Genomic DNA, 16,445 nt, shown 5'->3' with positions numbered 1-16,445 from the left:
GCGATTCGATAGGGGCACGGATGGATTTCGATGAGGTCGCGACCACCACACGGGCGGTACGCAAACGGCTCGATCTACATCGTGCCGTCGAGCCGGCTGTGCTCCATGAGTGCCTTCAGATCGCCCTGCAAGCTCCGACCGGAACGAACATCCAACTCTGGCGGTTCATAGTCGTGAACGACCCTGAAAAGCGGCGCGAGATCGCGAAATACTACCGCGAGGGTTGGCGCTCCGAGTACGAAAGCATTGACTCATTCGTTGACGGCCTGCCAACCGAGAGACAGGACCAACAACGCCGCGTGTACTCGTCTGCCGATTACCTGGCCGACCATCTGGCTGAGGTCCCCGTGTTGGTCATCGCGTGCCTGAAGGGTCGTTTGCAGCCCGGCGCTCCCATCTCGCAGTGGTCGGGGTACTTGGGCTCGGTGATCCCGGCGATCTGGTCACTTCAGCTGGCGTTGCGCAGCCGCGGCCTGGGATCCGTGTTCACCACTGTGCATCTGAAGTACGAGAACGAAGTCGCAGCACTACTCGACATACCCGACAATGTCGCCCAAGTCGCACTCTTGCCAGTCGCATACACCAAGGGCACATTCGCCCGCGCAAAGAACCGATCACCCAAGAAGGTGACTTCGTGGAATTCTTGGGGAAACCAACCGCCTTCAGATTTCTCCTGAGTTACCAGCGCGCACACTGGCCGCACGCACGAGGATCCCCATCGAGCTCCGGAGATGGACTGTCGCCGGTTCCCGTTGAGTGGGGCTCGGCTGCGCATGTAGGAACCGCTGGTCGCGTTGGCCACCTCGCCGGTGATATTGCCCCCTTGCGGCCCAGCCAAGGACGCGATCGCCTCGCGACATCATCAGAAAGTGTCCATCGGTCGGTTAGCTTCCGGCCTCGAAAGCAATTCGGGATGGTCGTCAATCAATTTGGCGCCCCGAACCATTCCCATCGCGACGGTGGGCGGATACCGCGAGGCCCGCCCTCATGCGCGAGGCTACCTGTCAGCGTGTTGAGAGCACTTGCGACGTGCAGTGGCTTGTCCAATACCAGGACCCGCTGACGCCGTGACGAGCGCAACAGCGCCACCGAACTCGTTGCTCACACAGGTCTCCGTCATCCCCGGCCCAGGTGGTTGGCAAAAGCAGTCCACGTTGTCAACGACACCTGGGCGACCTCCTTTTGGAACGTGCCCACCACCGCCGCGCTTGTCGTGAGCAGGCGATCGTCATCCAGTCAGGAGCTCAAGTCCGTTGTCGCGCAGGAAGTGCTTACGCGCGGCGTCGCCCAATCCTTCTACCAGGTTGAACATTTCGCCCGGTTCACGCAGGCCTTCGGCATGGGGCCAGTCCGATCCCATCACAAGCGCGTCGGTTCCACCGAGTTGACTGGCGATGGCGACCGTATCGTCTTCAGGGTACGGAACAACACGAACGTGCTTCTTGAAGATCGCACTCGGACGCTCCGTCAACGGACCGCCCAGCCATTTGCCCAGCCGTGCCATCCCCCGACTCTTATCCATATGCCGGACAAAGTGTGGCACCCAAGCGGCACCGTACTCGCTGACCAACACCCGAATGTTGGGGAAGCGACCGAACAGGTTGTCAAAGATGAGTGCAGACAACGTATCGGTTATCGGCCGCTCGCCATACGTGTTCTGCCACTGCCACGCGGAGAACTGGAAAGGCGGGCCAACTTGCCAACCCCAATGCGAGGCCACATTCTCTTGATAGTGAAACTCGGTGATGTGGTAGCAGACAACGGCTTTCGCCTCGTTGATCCGGGACCAAAACGGATCGAAGTACGGGTCTCCCGGACTGCGGCCATACGCTGGGCCAGCGGGCAGAAGAATGAACTTCGCTCCCTGGTTAAGCACACGGTCTAGCTCGGCCACGGCCCTATCCAGGTCGCGCAGGGACAACACCGCCGTGGCGTACACGCTGTCCTTGTAGTGGAAGCCCCAATCCTCGTCGATCCACTTGTTGTAGGACGTGAGGTTGTCGTACAGCGGATCGATGCCGTCAAGGAACGCCTCGGCCATCAACGCCCAGCCGGGATAGAGAATCGTCTTCTCGATCTGCTGCTCAATGAGCTGGCGCAACCGCACATCCCTATCCAGGTACTCCGGCTGAATCGGCTCAAAAAACCGCTCCGCGTCAGAGGCGTTCCCTGATGCTCTCTGCCGGAGCATTTCGACGAGCGAGCCCGGGAGGTACGCCATATCGCTTTGCTCACGTTCCAAACCCGTGACAACCCGATCATTGGCCAACAACACCTGCTGACCGCTCGGAGTCTTGACCGGGTAGATCGAGGTGTCGAGCTTAGCCTTGGGCATGTGCCTTGTGAAGCAGTCATGCGGCTCGTAGAGATGTTGATCGTAATCAATTAACCTGTAAGGCAATTGGCCGATAGTGTTCTCGATCATGGTAGTCCTTCGATCTGGATGTAGCTGGTTGCTGGAGGGTGAAGCTTGGAGGCTGTGCGTTATCGCGAAAGTATCGATACTGCTGAAGCGCCCGGCGCGCCATAGAGATGCGTATAGCCGACCCTGGGATTGTTGGGAACCTGGCGCTCCCCGGCGCGACCCTGCAGCTGTAGCACGATCTCACGGATCTGCCGGAGACCCGATGCACCGACCGGTTCACCGTTGGCCATCAATCCGCCATCGGTATTGACTGGCAGACGCCCACCGATCTCAGTGACACCCTCGCTGATCCATTTCTCTTGCTCCCCGTCAACGCAGAACCCGTTCTCGGCCATATGGATCAGCTCCGAACCGGCGTCGGTGTCCTGTAGCTGCGCGACGTCGACATCGTCGGGCCCAATTCCCGCTTCGTCAAAGGCCGCCCGCGAGGCATAGACAGTCGGACTGTGGTCGGACTTCAGCGGCATCGACGGGCTCTGTACTTCGAACGCGCCGTCAGTCCGGGTTCGAAGTACCGACGACCTCACGAAAACTGGTGTATCCGTGTACTTCTTGGCGAGATCGCCGCGGCACACGACCACCGCGGCCGCCCCCTCATCGGGGCCGCAGTACATAAGCCGGGTGAGCGGATAGTTGACGACTTCGGAGGCCAGAATCTCTTCGGCCGACACCTGCTTACGCCGCCAAGCATCTGGATTGATCGCACCGTTAGCGAAGTTCTTGGCGGCGATACGCGCCAGGGACTCGACGGAGATGCCGTGTTCGTACATGTAGCGATTGATCTTGGTGCCAAAGAACTGCGTCGTCATGAACAGTCCGGTACGTCCATACCAGCTGGGCAGCCCGACTATTGATGGATCGGCGGCGAACGCGCCGCGCGGGTGCTTGTCCATGCCGATGGCCATGGCGATGTCGGCCTGCCCGTGACGCACTGCCTCGACAGCCATCTGCAGTGCCGTACCGCCGGTGGCGCATCCGTTGAACACCCCGCGAACCGGGATACCCGTCAGCCCGAGCCAGCCGACCACTGCATCCGGGCTGGCTACCTCGAAGCTACCCACGTATGCGCGCTGGACGCCCGACCATGGAATACCTGCATCACCAAGGGCTTGCTGGGCCGCCTCTGCCCCCATTTGTAAGCAGAGTTTGTCTCCGTACCGGCCGAACGGGTGCAGCCCGACCCCAATAATCGCGACGTCAGTCATTAGAGTTCCCTTCCACCGGGGCAAATGCGAATGTCAGGACCTCAGTGCCGTCCGAACGGGTGGTGTACGGAACGATTCGCAGTTCCATTTCCTGGCCAATGCGCAGCTGCGAAGGGTCAGACACCGTGAATCGGGACTGCACAAAAAGCTGTCCATCCAACTCGACGTAGCCGATTGCAAATGGCTGGAATGTGTCAGCAGTGTCGTTACCGTCGTAGGGTGGCGACGGCGGCCGGAACTCTTGGGTCGTAAACCCCCAGAGCTTTCCACGCCGATGCAGAAGGACGGTCGGGTCGCCCGGCCGCGCCGGAAACGAGACGACGCCGTCGCGCTCCGACCCAATAAGTTGCGGCTCATCCGAGGGCCAAGTGAAGAGACCCTCTGCCACGAGCTCAGTTTCAAACTCTGATGGCATCTCTGGTCAGACTCCCGCGGTTTTGGGGGTGAATTTGATCGGCAGGTGATTGGCCACACGCACCGAGACGTTGTCGAACCTGAGTTCCTTGGGGTCGGTGGTGAAATCGGGTGCGCGAGCGAGGAGTTCCTCGACTGCGATCCGGATCTCCAGTCGGGCCAAGTGCGATCCAAGGCACCTATGCGCACCGCTCGCGAACACAATGTGGTTCGTGCGGCCACGATCGAAGTCGACACGAAGAGGATCCTCGTGGAAGGTCGGATCGACGTTCGCCGCTGACCACAGCGTATGAATCGTCTCGCCGGCTTTCACGATGAGCCCGTCCCCGAGGTCGATGTCCTCACAGGGATACCGAAGCCCGGAGGGCACCGGAGACTCGTACCGCAAGATCTCCTCGGTCGCTGCGGGAATCAGCGAAGGATCAGCGACAAGTCGATCCCGCTCCTCGGGATGTTGTCCAAGCCAGGCGAATACGCACGACAGTGACGCTGTGACGGTATCCAGGCCCGCAAACATGAACAAGAAGAGGATCCGCAACAGAAGGTCATCTGTGACGGGTTCACCATCGACTTCCGTCCGGATCAAGTTGGAGATGACGTCGTTTCTACCTTCGAGATCCTGGCGACGCTCCGCGAGGAAAGTAACGAAGTACTGAAGCAGCTTGGTACCCGCCTCAAGCATGTTCACATTCATTTCCTCAAGGGTCTCCCCCTCCGGGTGGAGGACGCCGTCCTTGAACGAGATGAAAAAGTCAAGGTCCGACACCGGGGCGCCGACGAGGCGAAGGAACGTCAGTGACGGCAGTGGGACACAAAAGGCATCGTGCAGCTCGGCAAAGCCGTCTGCCGCGAACTGATCGAGGAGTTCGCCGGCCAGCGCGCGCACTGACTCGCCCAGCTCTGCCATTTTCTTGGGCGAGAACATGGGATCGAGTACACGACGCCACTTCCTGTGCTCTTCGCCGTCCACTTCCAGCGGAATCAACGGACTGCCGGTGGCGAACATGCGCTTCGGGGCAGCGCCCATTCCGAGGACGGCGGGATGGCGGTTGATCTTGACAATATCCTCGTGGCGATACAGCACGTGAACGCCATCCAGGTATTCGTGGCGGACGTCGCCGGCCTTCGCTGCGAAGTATTCTTGCGGCGAGGCCATGGACTTGACGTGGATCGTGATGGGCGACAACCGGGGATCATAGTCTTTGAATTGCGTCATCAGAACCTCGCTGACAGTCTCGAACCTACAGCCGGACAATTATGGTTTTTCAAGGTCACGGCCGCCTTTCGACGGCTGCTTCAGTAACACCTACGAACTCGACCATTACTCCCTGAGGGTCGCTGAAGAAGGATGCATCGATACCTTCCCTCGGGGTATCAGGCAGTGGCACCCACGCCGGGTCCGACGCCTCGATGTGGCTCGCGCGCGCTGCCTTCACCGCCGCCTCAATATCGTCAACTGCGAGCGCAATACGGAAAAGACCGCGAGCATTGGCGGTCCGTCCGGCATCGCGCTCAGATGACGATGTCGTCAGCTGAAGGGAGAAGTCAGCGCCGCCAGGCAGTCGCAACGCTTGAATCTCGACAGCCCGGCCGGGTCCTGCCGCGCTTTGCCACGTCGCGTTTCTGCGACCGCCTCTTGGCGTGAAGCCGATGGTCTCGTAGAACGCCACTGATCTTCCGATATCATGAGTGTTGATACGCGCGTAGGAGAACTCAGGAGCTTCCACTGTTGGATCGGCGACCAACTCAACGTGGACACCGTCCGGATCCACAACGGTCGCTGCCACCAGTTGCTCACCATCGTTCCCCAGCAAACGCCTTGTGCGGGGCGATGATTGGAACAATGGATGCGCGGTCGGAACCAGGAATCCAATCGCTGCGATGCCGAGCGCTTCGTGATCGACCGCACCATAATCGACGGTCGGCGGGGTAAGCCACTCAACGATCTCAAGGGCAAGCGCACGCCTGCCGCCTCTGTGGTCGAATGCAAAACGTGCGTTGACCTCGGTTGGGTGGTCGAAGCCCATTCCACGCGTGTTCTCGATGCGCGACAACGTCTTCATGCCAACTCGCAAGCCGAGCTGCGACGTATACCAGTTCACCGACGCATCGGGTAAAGCGGTGTTGAGGTTTACATGGAGAAAGCGGGTCGCCTGCACCGCAACTTGCGCGTTGATCACGAATCACTCCGTGGGATCACGCCGACATACAGCACAAGTCCGTTCACCAGGTTCCCTCGATCAACTTCAAGGCGTTCTCCCTGAGAACCAACTTGATCGTCTGCTCAGACTGATTCTTGAGCAGAGGCACGAAGTCAGCGGGCTCGGCGAGTCCTTCCGCATGCGGATAGTCGGATCCCAAAAGCACAGCCTCTGCACCGATTTCAGCGATCAACACGTCAAGGTCGTCTTCGGGGAACGGCGTGATCCGCACGTGTTCCTTGAAGATGTCACTCGGCCGACCGGCGACACGTCCGCCAAGCCACGGGCCATTGCGGCCCATCCCCTTCTTCTTGTCCATCGTGTGAAGGAGGTACGGAACCCATGCGGAGCCGTTCTCGATGCTCATCACGCGCAACCCCGGGAACCTGCCAAACAGGTTGTGGAAGATCAGTGCGGCGACGGTATCCATGATCGGTCGTTCGACCATGAAGTTGCACCACTGGAATGCGGATGCGCGGTAAGCACTGGGATTGGCCGCTTCACCCCACGCAGCGGAGAACAACTCATTGTAACCAGCCTCACCCACGTGGAAGATCACCGAAACCTTGGCTTCCTCCAAGCGCGCCCAGACAGGATCGAAGTCTGGGTGGGCCGGCGAACGTCCCGCAACGGGACCTGGCTTCATCGACACGAAGCGTGCGCCGTGAGCCAGCGCCTCGTCGACCTGACGCACGGCCTCGTCGACATCGAGCAGCGACACCATGGCCGGGCAGTAGATCCGGTCCTGATAGGCGAAACCCCACGTCTCCCGAATCCAGCGATTCAAGGCATCCAGGTTTGCGTAAGTGGCCGCGGGGTTGTCCTTCACAAAGTGTTCGACAGTGACGCCAAGGGTCGGCAACATGACCGATGCCTGCACCCCTTGGTTGTTCATAACAGCGATGCGAGCACCGCGGTTCTGCCAGGAGGGATGCATCGGAGTGAATGCTGAGCTTCCTTCGAAATCAGGGTGCCGCGGCCCGACATTTTCATCATTGTCCGGCGGAATTTCGCGGTACCGAGACCGCAACATCTCGGCGAGAGCCCCCGGCTTCACCTGAATGTCCTCGAATGGCTTCTCCAGGTAGGTGAATCGCCTCCCTGCGATGAAGTACTGCTCCTCGCCGTCAACATCCTCAGAGTGGAAGATTAAGTCCTTCGCACCTGGATCGGCATACGTACTGAAGCAATCTCGTGGCTCGTAAAAGTGATTGTCGGCGTCAACCATTGCGAACCCAAGGCTCGCCGGGTCGGCGAGGATGCTGTCATTCATGTGACGTTTTCCCTCTCGTCAAGACAAACTTGGGCCGCCGCCAAGCACCACACTGAGGGCTGGCTGATTTCTAGTATGTCACATCAGCTTTACTACGTACAGTAGATTTGGTGAGCTCGTGGTTGCAATGTTCGGAGCCCGCCGCACGATTGCGATCGGCCTAGGCCTGACACCGCACGACGACGCGTCCGCTCACATCCCCCGCAAGGATGGCGTCCAGAGCGCCATCGAGCTCTTCTAGCGCTATTTCAGGCGCGCTGATCGCGTCCAAGCGGGCGGGGCGTAGGTCCGTTGCGAGTCTGGCCCAGATATTGCGGCGCCGTTCGATGTCGAGTTGAACGGAGTCCATGCCCGCCAGCGTCACACCGCGCATGATGAAGGGAAACACCGTGGTGGGCAGGTTGAAGCCACCAGTCAGACCGCTCGCCAGAACGACACCACCCAGGTCCATCTCCGATAGCACATTGGCTAGGGTGGTGCCGCCGACACAATCCACAGCGCCCGCCCAACGTGGGCGACGCAGTGGCTTGTCGGCGTCGCGACCGAAGCGGTCTCGACCCAGCACTTCCACCGCTCCCAACTGACGTAGGAGAGCCTCGGAGCTGGCCTTTCCCGTCGTAGCGGTTACAGCGTATCCACGGTCCGCAAGGATGGCGACGGCGCAGCTTCCGACACCACCGCTCGCACCGGTGACGACCACGGGGCCAGAATCAGGCGTGATGCCATGTTCTTCCAGCGCCACAACCGATATCGCCGCGGTAAAGCCGGCCGTCCCGATCACCATCGCATCTCGCGGGCTTAGACCTTCCGGCAATGCGACGAGCCAATCAGCTGGAACCCTGGCTTGGCCTGCGTATCCCCCGTGACGAGCGGTGCCGATACCGTACCCGTGGGCCAAGACGAGGTCCCCCGCACGAAACCGATCGTCCGATGACTCGACCACTGCCCCGGCGAGGTCGATCCCGGGAATGAGCGGAGAGATAGCCGCCACCTGCCCATTCGGGATGGTCGCTAGGCCATCCTTGTAGTTGACGCTCGAATATTGGACATCGATCAGGACGCCATCAGCCGGCAAGTCGTCCGCCGTCAGGCGCTCCAGCCTGCGCAGAACCCGGCCGCCCTCACGTGTAGCTGTGAGAGCGGAGAACGATTTAGTCATGGTCAGAGTCACTCCTCGCCGAGATGGGGGTTCGCCGAAGCGCCCGTCCACTGGTTCCTGGGGCCGCAAACCTAGACGCGCTCCTGGCCCCGAAATCTCCGGGGCGAAGGAACACTAACATGCTAGTAACTGACTAGTATTACAGAATCCAATGCTTCAGTTCTCCACGAGCGAGTCGAACCGAGTTCCTGCCAGTTAGGAAGATTGATGCCGACCAAGAGCCTTGAGCGACAGCAGGACAACGGTTCCTGATGACCAAGTCCAGTGAGGAATCAAGGTCCAAGGGGCGGCGCCCCGCTCGCCTAATCGAGACGCTACCGCCTTCTGTTGTACGGAGACCCGGACGGCAGGTCCGGGCTGCCGTAGTGGCCTCCGACTACATCCGCACACTGATCTTCGACGGCATACTGCGCGCCGGTGACCAGCTCCCCATTGATCAAATCGCAGAGATCCTAGAGGTGAGTCGCCAACCGGTCCGCGACGCAGTCCTCGAGCTCGAACACGACGGATTAGTGGTAGCACAGGCTAAGAGCGGAACCTATGTGCAACCAGTGGATGCCGACCTCTTGCGCGAAGATGCCGAGCTCCACGGCCGCCTCCACGGCTATGCGCTCCGCCTCATAGTCGCGGCCAATTACAAGCCCGCGCTAGATCGCCTTCGAGCCGTTGACGAAGCTATGGCAAATGCCAACAGCCGCGACGACCTGGTGACGGCAGCGAACGATTACATGTACGTCCTCGACCAGGCTGGCCCCTATCGTCGACTTCGAGCTGTGCTGCACAGCATGAGCCGGTTCATTCCGCCGATGTATTTCGTCGAATCGGTCGAGGGCGCAGTGGAGTTGATCGAGGAGACGAGGACCAGGGTGTTGCAGGTGGCTTTCGGCCGCGGCCCGTATGCGGCGGACCGCGCAGGCGACGCGCAGACCGCGATGTGGCGACAGTGCGGCGAGCTGTTGATTGCGCATCTCGACGCCAAGGGAGTGCTGGCCGCCGATCCTGAGAAACTAATATGTTAGATTCCTGAAGTCTCTGCTTCTTCGTCTCGTCGGAGGCCTACATATGTCCCCCACTTTGCCAAGCGATCGTCAGCACTTCGATGTCGGAGAACGCAATTCGGAACAAACCGCATCGCCACTGCGCGGCAAGGTCGTAGCAATCACCGGGGGCAATGCGGGTATTGGATTGGCGCTGGCACGGGGTGTGGCGCAGGCCGGCGCGGACGTAGCGATCCTCGCGCGACGACCAGAGGCCAACGAACGCGCGTGTGCGGAACTCGAGAGTTTTGGCGTCTCTGCTGCGTCATGGCAATGCGATGTCGCACTCGAAGATGATGTCGTCAACGCCTTCCAAGCAGTTGCTGAACGATTTGGCCAACTCGACAGTGTGTTCGCCAACGCCGGCATCTTCGCCCGAGCTCGTTTGATCGACACAAGCCTCGCTGAGTGGCGCCGTGTGCAATCCATCAACCTCGACGGGGTATTCCTCACGCTCCGCGAAGGGGCTCGCCATATGGTCGCATTCGGGAACGGTGGCGCTCTGGTCGCCGTCGGTTCGACGTCCATGACATTCGGGGCTCCCCGTTCGCCGAGTTACGCGGCGGCGAAGGCTGGCCTCGTGGGCTTGGTCCGCTCGGCGGCGATCGATCTCGCGGCTGACCGAATCCGAGTCAATGCCTTGGTTCCCGGATGGTCTGATACCGACATGCTCGATATGGGCAAGCAAAACGAGCGGTTCGTCAACGCCACGATTGCGCGCACGCCCGCTGGACGCTGGGGAACCGCCGGCGACTTCGCGGCGCCCGCAGTCTTTCTCGCCGATCCGACGTTGATCTTCCACACCGGCGATGCTGTCGTGGTCGACGGCGGCTACTCGGTGTTCTGATCTCACGTCTCCAGCGTCTGATCGTTGATGTATCCAACCAAACTGCAGCACGAAAAGCCCCGTCAGCTACACAGAACGGCAGGCAATCGATGAACTACATGCCCGATGAAAGTGCAGAATCGCTTCGCGAGATCATTCATGCTTTCCTCGCCAAATTCTCTACCGAACAAGACGTTCGAAATCTGATGGGCACCAGCCCGGGATACGACGCGCCGGTCTGGCATCGCCTCTCGACAGAATTAGGTCTCACAGGACTCGCGATACCTGAGGAACACGGTGGAAGCGGTGCGGGTCCCGTGGAGGTGGGAATTGCATTTGAAGAGATGGGGCGGAAGCTCTTCTGTGCACCCTTCTTATCTACCGTTGGGCTGGTGGCCACGGCGATCGTCGAGTCCGGCAATTCCGAAGCCTGCAGGGATTTCCTACCTGCGATCGTGAGTGGCGATCGCACCGCCACTTTGGTTTGGGAGGGGCCGTCGCCCACCAAGTCTCAGTTGAGAATTCAGCACAAGGATGCCGGATGGACAGTGAGCGGTCGTGTCCCTGTCGCCGTCGAGGCAACCGCCGCGGATTTCGTACTGGTTGCGGGAGCTTCCGCTGATGGTCCTGTTGTCGGCGTCGTCGAGTCGACAGCGCCTGGCCTCGCTATCGAGTCACTGACGCCGCTCGATCAGACACGACCATTGGCTAGCGTGCAATTCAACGCGACGCCGGTGCGCCTCGTCTGCTCTGGTGACGACGCAATTCGATCGATGACCCGGACATACGACTTGGCGCTGCTCTACGTTGCGGCGGAGCAACTAGGTGCCTCCGCGCGGCAGCTGGAGTTGGCAGTCGAATATGCCAAAACCAGAACACAATTCGGCCGTGCAATTGGCTCATTCCAGGCGATCAAACACCGGTGCGCGGACATGCTGGTAGCCGTTGAGAGTGCGCGATCCGTTGTGTACCACGGACTGTGGATGGCCGCAAACTACGGCCCTGCGGACAGTAATCTGGTGTCGCAGTCAGCGAGTCTCGCGAAAGCTGTAGCCTCAGAGTGCTGCCGCATGGTTGCACTACAGACGCTCCAGATTCATGGCGGCATCGGGTTCACATGGGAGCACTCGGCCCACCTTTACGTAAAGCGGGCCAAGTCGACCCAGCTGCTGTTCGGCTCGCCCTCGTATCACCGTGCGCGGCTCGCAGGGCTGCTCGGTATTGGACATCCTGACCAGACGGAGCGGTCCATCGGAGCCGGCGATGGACAGACCCCGGTCATGGAGGATCAAACACAGGACCACACGGACACCGAAGCGCTCGCCCAGGCCGTCGCCGACTTCCTCGGCAAGTATCCCGTCCCCCACCCGGATGACCGCATGGGCGATCGGAAGATGCGTGAGGCCCGATTCGACGCCGGTTTGGCCCTCGTCAGCCTGCCGGAGGGACTAGGAGGTCGTAGCCTCGACCCGACCATGCAGCAGGTCGTCGATAACGCGTTTGCAGCGGCCGGCGCCGACGACCACGAGGGCCGCAATACCATCGGATTGGGAATGGCCCTCCCCACGATTGCAGAGCACGGAACAGCGGAACAGAAAGCCCGCTACCTGCGTCCCTGCTTCTCCGGAGAAGAGATTTGGTGTCAGCTCTTTTCCGAGCCCGGTGCCGGATCTGACCTGGCTTCCCTCTCCACAAGGGCAGTGCTCAACGGTGACGCGTACGTCGTCAACGGCCAGAAGGTCTGGACATCGTTGGGTCACGTCGCCTCCTGGGCGATCTTGTTGGCGCGCACTGACGTTGCAGCACCGAAGCACAGGGGTCTGACCTATTTTCTGGTCGACATGCGGTCGCCGGGCGTCGAGGTCCGACCGCTACGGCAGATCACCGGAGAAGCCGAGTTCAACGAGGTCTACCTCACCGACGTACGCATTCCAGTCGCGAACGTTCTTGGTCGGGTCAACGACGGGTGGCGGGTTGCCATGACAACTCTCGCCAATGAGCGAGTGGCGCTCGGCGCGCGAATCGTCGAACGAGGCACCGGCCCGATCAGGCAGCTTCTGGACATCTACGGCTCAGCTCTGGCCAGAGAGGATGTCGGCGAGGAAGCGCTGGATAGGGTGATGCTCCTGTGGTCCCGCGCCGAAGCGGCGCGACTCACCAACATTCGCGCCAGTCGACCGCGCGACCAGGGTCCGGGGCCTGAGGGTTCTATCGCCAAGTTGCAAATGGCTGAGCTCAATCAGGCAATTTACGAGTGCTGTGTCGACCTCTGCGGATCTGACGGGCTGCAGATCGATGGATACGACTATGTGGCCCCGGAGTACGCGACGCCACAGGGTCGGGGTGATGTTCGCAAGGTGTGGTTGCGGTCTTTGGCCAACTCAATCGAGGGTGGAACCTCGGAGATCATGCGCAACATCCTCGGCGAGCGAATTCTCGGGCTGCCGCCTGAACCACGGCTGGACAAGAACACCGCGTGGATCGATTCCAATCGCAGCTGAGATTCGATTCGGTCACCCGACGCGGCCACCAATGCGACCCCCGGCACACTCATTCCGACGGAGATCGAACTGCGTCATACATCCGTCACGGCAGCTGCCCGCAGTTCGGGCTCGGCGAATATCAACTGAAGTCTGAGGCACTCCGGGCGACACGCTACTTGGACCCTCATCGAAGCAGAACTTCGCGATCGGAAAGGATGCCGGATGGACCTATCGGGCGTCGGCATATGGAGTACCCATCTGCGGTACGGCAATCCCGGCAAAGCTGCCGAAGCTGCCGCGGAGTTGGAGGATCTAGGCTTCACCGCCCTGTGGATTCCCGATATCGGTGGCGGTCCGATCCTCGACACAGCCGAACAGTTGTTGGCCTCAACCACGAAGGTCACAATCGCCACGGGAATCCTGAATCTGTGGCTGAATGACGCCGCCGATACGGCTGCTCGGTATGCGTCGGCAACCGAGGCTTATGGTGAAAGGCTCCTGCTCGGAATCGGCTGCAGCCACGCGCCCATCGTTGATGCCAAAGCGGCTGTCCGCTACAGCAAGCCGCTGAGTGCAACCAAGGCATTCCTCGACGCCATCGACGACGCACCACGACCCGTGCCCATAGAGAACCGGTTGCTCGCGGCGCTCGGCCCCAAGATGCTCGAACTGGCGGCCACCCGTGCCCGCGGCGCCCATCCCTACCTCGCCACCCCCGAGCACAGCGGCCAGGCCCGACAGACGCTCGGAGAAGGGCCTTTGCTGGCCCCCGAGCAGACGGTCATCTTTGCCAACGACCGAGCGCAGGCGCGGGCCATCGGCGCGGAGTGGCTGCGTACGTATGTCGTGCTCCCCAATTACGCCAACAACCTGGTGCGCTCCGGCTTCAGCGAGAACGACTTGTCGGAGATCAGCGACCGGTTGTTCGACGCTACCATCGCGTGGGGCGACGAAGATGCGATTGTGCAGCGGGTGAAAGACCATCGCTCAGCCGGAGCAGACCACGTCTGCATCCAGGTTCTGACCGCCGACCAACGCGAGTTCCCCCGCGAGCAATGGCGCCGCTTGGCCGCGGCGTTCGCGTAGGGTTCGCCATCCTACGGCCGCTCGCCCGCCGTGTCCGAGGATTGACACGAAGCTAAACGCTGAGCCCACCTCGGCCGGTGACCCATATGGGTTGATCTCGCTTCAGGTCGGCACGAAGGTCGGGCTTGCGAATCTTCCCGGCCGGTGTGCGCGGAAAGTCACCTCGGATTTCGCGAATGTCCTCTGGCCACTTGTATTTCGCGACTCCCAATTGAGCGAGATGAGCACGCAGTTGCTCAACGGTCGGCATGGCTAGACCCGGGGCGGTCCGAATGACAGCCACCGCTCGTTCTCCGGTTCGAGGGTGCGGCTCCGCAACGATCGCGACCTCAGCCACGTTCGGCATGGAGATCATCACTGATTCGATTTCCGCGGCGCTGATGTTCATTCCAGCACGAATGACAATGTCCTTCTTGCGGTCGAGGATCTGCAGATATCCGTCGTCGTCGAGAACGCCTATGTCGCCGGTACGAAACCAGCCATCCAGGAAGGCGTCAGCGTTGAGCGCGGGGTTTGTGTACCCACTGAAGAGTTCGGGCCCACGGCTCAACACCTCGCCCGGCCGTCCATGCGGCTGACCTGTGCCTGCATCGGTCACGATACGAACCTCAACGCCCGCGCAAAGGCGTCCGTCGGTGCGAATGCGCCGCGCAAGCGGATCCCTCGGCGTGCACATGGAGATCGTGATGTGCTCGGTGCATCCGTAAGCGCGGACTGCCACAATTCCGAGCTCTGATGCCCTCAATATGAGTTCAGGTGGCACCGAGGCGCCGCCAAGGAAACTCAGGTCGATCAATGACCGATGGCTGTCCGTACAAGACGGGTGGTCGAGAAGCGACGACAGGAACAACGGTACTCCGCTACCAGCCGAGACACGTTCCTCTTCCATGATTTTCAGGACATCACTGGCATCCCAGTAGTCGAGCAGGTGGATGTCATGCCCCGCGAATGCCGGCGCCAAAACCGACAAGAGCATCCCGGTGACGTGCGCAATCGGGGACGTACTGGCAAGCGGTCGCTTGCGGAACGCGGTAAACGGCCCGATATGCGAACTGACTTCGGCGCACAGCGCCCGATGGCTCAGAATGACGCCCTTCGGCTTATCGGTTGACCCCGACGTCCAGCCGATTACCGCAGGTGCCGCGGCATCGACCGCGGCGATCCCTACCTCGGCTGGTCCCGATGTCAGCGCTGTGAACGGCACGACGCCTGCGGGGCATGACGAGTCACCCACTGCTACAACGCTCTCCAGCGCAGGACTCCGGCCGCAAAGCTCGCCAAGTGTCTCGAAGTCGAACGGTGCATCACGCCAGTTCGTGACAAAGAGCGCCTTCGCCCGAGATTCGCGTACCACCAGTGAAAGGTCGCGGCACCCGGCGGAGGCGGCGATCGGTACGAGGACTGCTCCCAACATCGCCAACCCGTAGAACGCTGCGGCGGCCTCGACACTATTGGGTAGCTGGAAGGCAACTGCGTCACCGGGTCGGATGCCTCGGCGCTTGAGCCCGCCGGAGATGAGTCGTCCTAGGCTGGCGACATCGTTGAGCTTGCCCGACCATGGGCGCGTGCGCGAGTGCAATCGAAATGTGCTCGCGGCGGATCGCTCTAGGCTCTCCGCAACGAGAGTGGGCAGGGTCTTGCCGTCCCACCAGCCTTCGGACCGATAACGTGCAGCCAGGTCCGGATCTACATCAATAGTGGGCCAATCCATAACGCTCCCTAGAGGCTTGCAGTCGTCCGAGCGCAGACGTACACGGAGCCAGGCAAGGTGGCAGCGCATCTGTCACAGGCGTTCGCATCGAAGTCGTAGAGATTCCCTAAGATCTTCCCCGGCCTCACACCTACGCAATTAACCCGCGGCCGTCGGCGCGCCGACCAGATTACTTGAGGCCCTTCGGAGTACGCCGTCGTCATTCCCCGCTCCTGGTCGTGTCCGATGATGCGAACACGGTCGATCTCCCGCGACCCTTTGCGCAAAGGCACTCTGCTCTGCCTTACAGTGTAAGGCGCATCGCTTATTGGAGCTCGGTGCACTTCAGACGGAAGACGACAAATGACCGGAACCTCAGGCTGACATGCGCGAAGAGGCCGAGGAGCCCCGATGGACTTGAACTTGCGGGGCCACCGCGCACTCGTCACCGGAAGCAACTCGGGTGTCGCCGGGCGGACGCATACCCGAATTCGGCGAGCTGGCGCACCTTCTGGAACGTCAACGACTGTGTCAGCGTGCACCACGGTAACTGTCCTGAGATTGCATTGGCGTCCGCCCGGCGACACCCGAGTTGCTTCCGGTGACGAGTGCGCGGTGGCCCCGCAAGTTCAAGTCCATCGGGGCT

General features: G+C 61.0%; 13 protein-coding genes. 5 read left to right on the top strand and 8 right to left on the bottom strand.

All coding sequences use genetic code 11. The features are described from left to right. Positions 1-20 precede the first annotated feature (20 nt). A complete protein-coding gene (locus A5692_RS02235) occupies positions 21-677 on the top strand; it encodes a nitroreductase family protein (protein ID WP_067921617.1) in 657 nt (218 codons plus the stop codon). A 551-nt stretch (positions 678-1,228) separates the two neighbouring features. Here the strand turns inward: A5692_RS02235 and A5692_RS02230 are convergent. The 7 genes from A5692_RS02230 to A5692_RS02205 form a co-directional block, all read right to left on the bottom strand. Then, the gene (locus tag A5692_RS02230; RefSeq protein WP_068051591.1) at positions 1,229-2,425 is read right to left on the bottom strand and encodes an amidohydrolase family protein; all 1,197 of its coding nucleotides are present in this window, start codon (positions 2,423-2,425) and stop codon (positions 1,229-1,231) included. A gap of 59 nt (positions 2,426-2,484) precedes the next feature. After that, positions 2,485-3,630, bottom strand: coding sequence for a thiolase family protein (locus A5692_RS02225; RefSeq protein ID WP_067921623.1), 1,146 nt, complete (start codon positions 3,628-3,630; stop codon positions 2,485-2,487). After that, positions 3,623-4,018 carry a Zn-ribbon domain-containing OB-fold protein gene (locus tag A5692_RS02220; protein ID WP_369828961.1) on the bottom strand — a complete coding sequence of 132 codons (396 nt, stop codon included), beginning with the start codon at positions 4,016-4,018 and terminating at the stop codon, positions 3,623-3,625. Before A5692_RS02220 ends, A5692_RS02225 begins: the two co-directional genes overlap by 8 nt. Positions 4,019-4,051: 33 nt before the next feature. Beyond that, entirely contained in the window at positions 4,052-5,260 is a 1,209-nt protein-coding gene (locus A5692_RS02215; protein WP_067921700.1) for a cytochrome P450, read from the bottom strand. 55 nt (positions 5,261-5,315) lie between these two features. Further along, on the bottom strand, positions 5,316-6,224 hold the full coding sequence (locus A5692_RS28780) for a VOC family protein (RefSeq protein ID WP_156764360.1): 909 nt from the start codon (positions 6,222-6,224) through the stop codon (positions 5,316-5,318). Positions 6,225-6,267: 43 nt separating this feature from the next. After that, positions 6,268-7,518: an amidohydrolase family protein gene (locus A5692_RS02210; protein WP_068051589.1), complete on the bottom strand. Its 1,251-nt coding sequence runs from the start codon at positions 7,516-7,518 to the stop codon at positions 6,268-6,270. 160 nt (positions 7,519-7,678) lie between these two features. After that, positions 7,679-8,677 (bottom strand): acryloyl-CoA reductase, encoded by a 999-nt coding sequence (locus A5692_RS02205; protein WP_067921707.1) that lies wholly within the window; start codon positions 8,675-8,677, stop codon positions 7,679-7,681. Between the two features lie 365 nt (positions 8,678-9,042). Here A5692_RS02205 and A5692_RS02200 point away from each other — a divergent pair, with 365 nt between their 5' ends. The 4 genes from A5692_RS02200 (at position 9,043) to A5692_RS02185 (ending at position 14,109) form a co-directional block, all read left to right on the top strand. After that, a complete protein-coding gene (locus A5692_RS02200; protein WP_068051587.1) occupies positions 9,043-9,696 on the top strand; it encodes a GntR family transcriptional regulator in 654 nt (217 codons plus the stop codon). 43 nt (positions 9,697-9,739) lie between these two features. Further along, positions 9,740-10,561, top strand: a complete 822-nt coding sequence (locus tag A5692_RS02195) for an SDR family NAD(P)-dependent oxidoreductase (protein WP_082962319.1) — start codon at positions 9,740-9,742, stop codon at positions 10,559-10,561. A gap of 89 nt (positions 10,562-10,650) precedes the next feature. Next, the gene (locus tag A5692_RS02190; RefSeq protein ID WP_068051585.1) at positions 10,651-13,041 is read left to right on the top strand and encodes an acyl-CoA dehydrogenase; all 2,391 of its coding nucleotides are present in this window, start codon (positions 10,651-10,653) and stop codon (positions 13,039-13,041) included. 204 nt (positions 13,042-13,245) lie between these two features. Further along, on the top strand, positions 13,246-14,109 hold the full coding sequence (locus A5692_RS02185; protein WP_067921638.1) for an LLM class F420-dependent oxidoreductase: 864 nt from the start codon (positions 13,246-13,248) through the stop codon (positions 14,107-14,109). A 52-nt stretch (positions 14,110-14,161) separates the two neighbouring features. Here A5692_RS02185 and A5692_RS02180 read toward each other — a convergent pair whose 3' ends face one another. Beyond that, positions 14,162-15,820: an AMP-binding protein gene (locus A5692_RS02180; protein ID WP_068051599.1), complete on the bottom strand. Its 1,659-nt coding sequence runs from the start codon at positions 15,818-15,820 to the stop codon at positions 14,162-14,164. Positions 15,821-16,445 lie beyond the last annotated feature (625 nt).

This window comes from Mycobacterium sp. E342, assembly GCF_001667665.1.
GTDB lineage: Bacteria > Actinomycetota > Actinomycetes > Mycobacteriales > Mycobacteriaceae > Mycobacterium.
The sequence above is the reverse complement of the archived record's forward strand: the minus strand, read 5'-3'. Positions and strand labels throughout refer to the sequence as shown.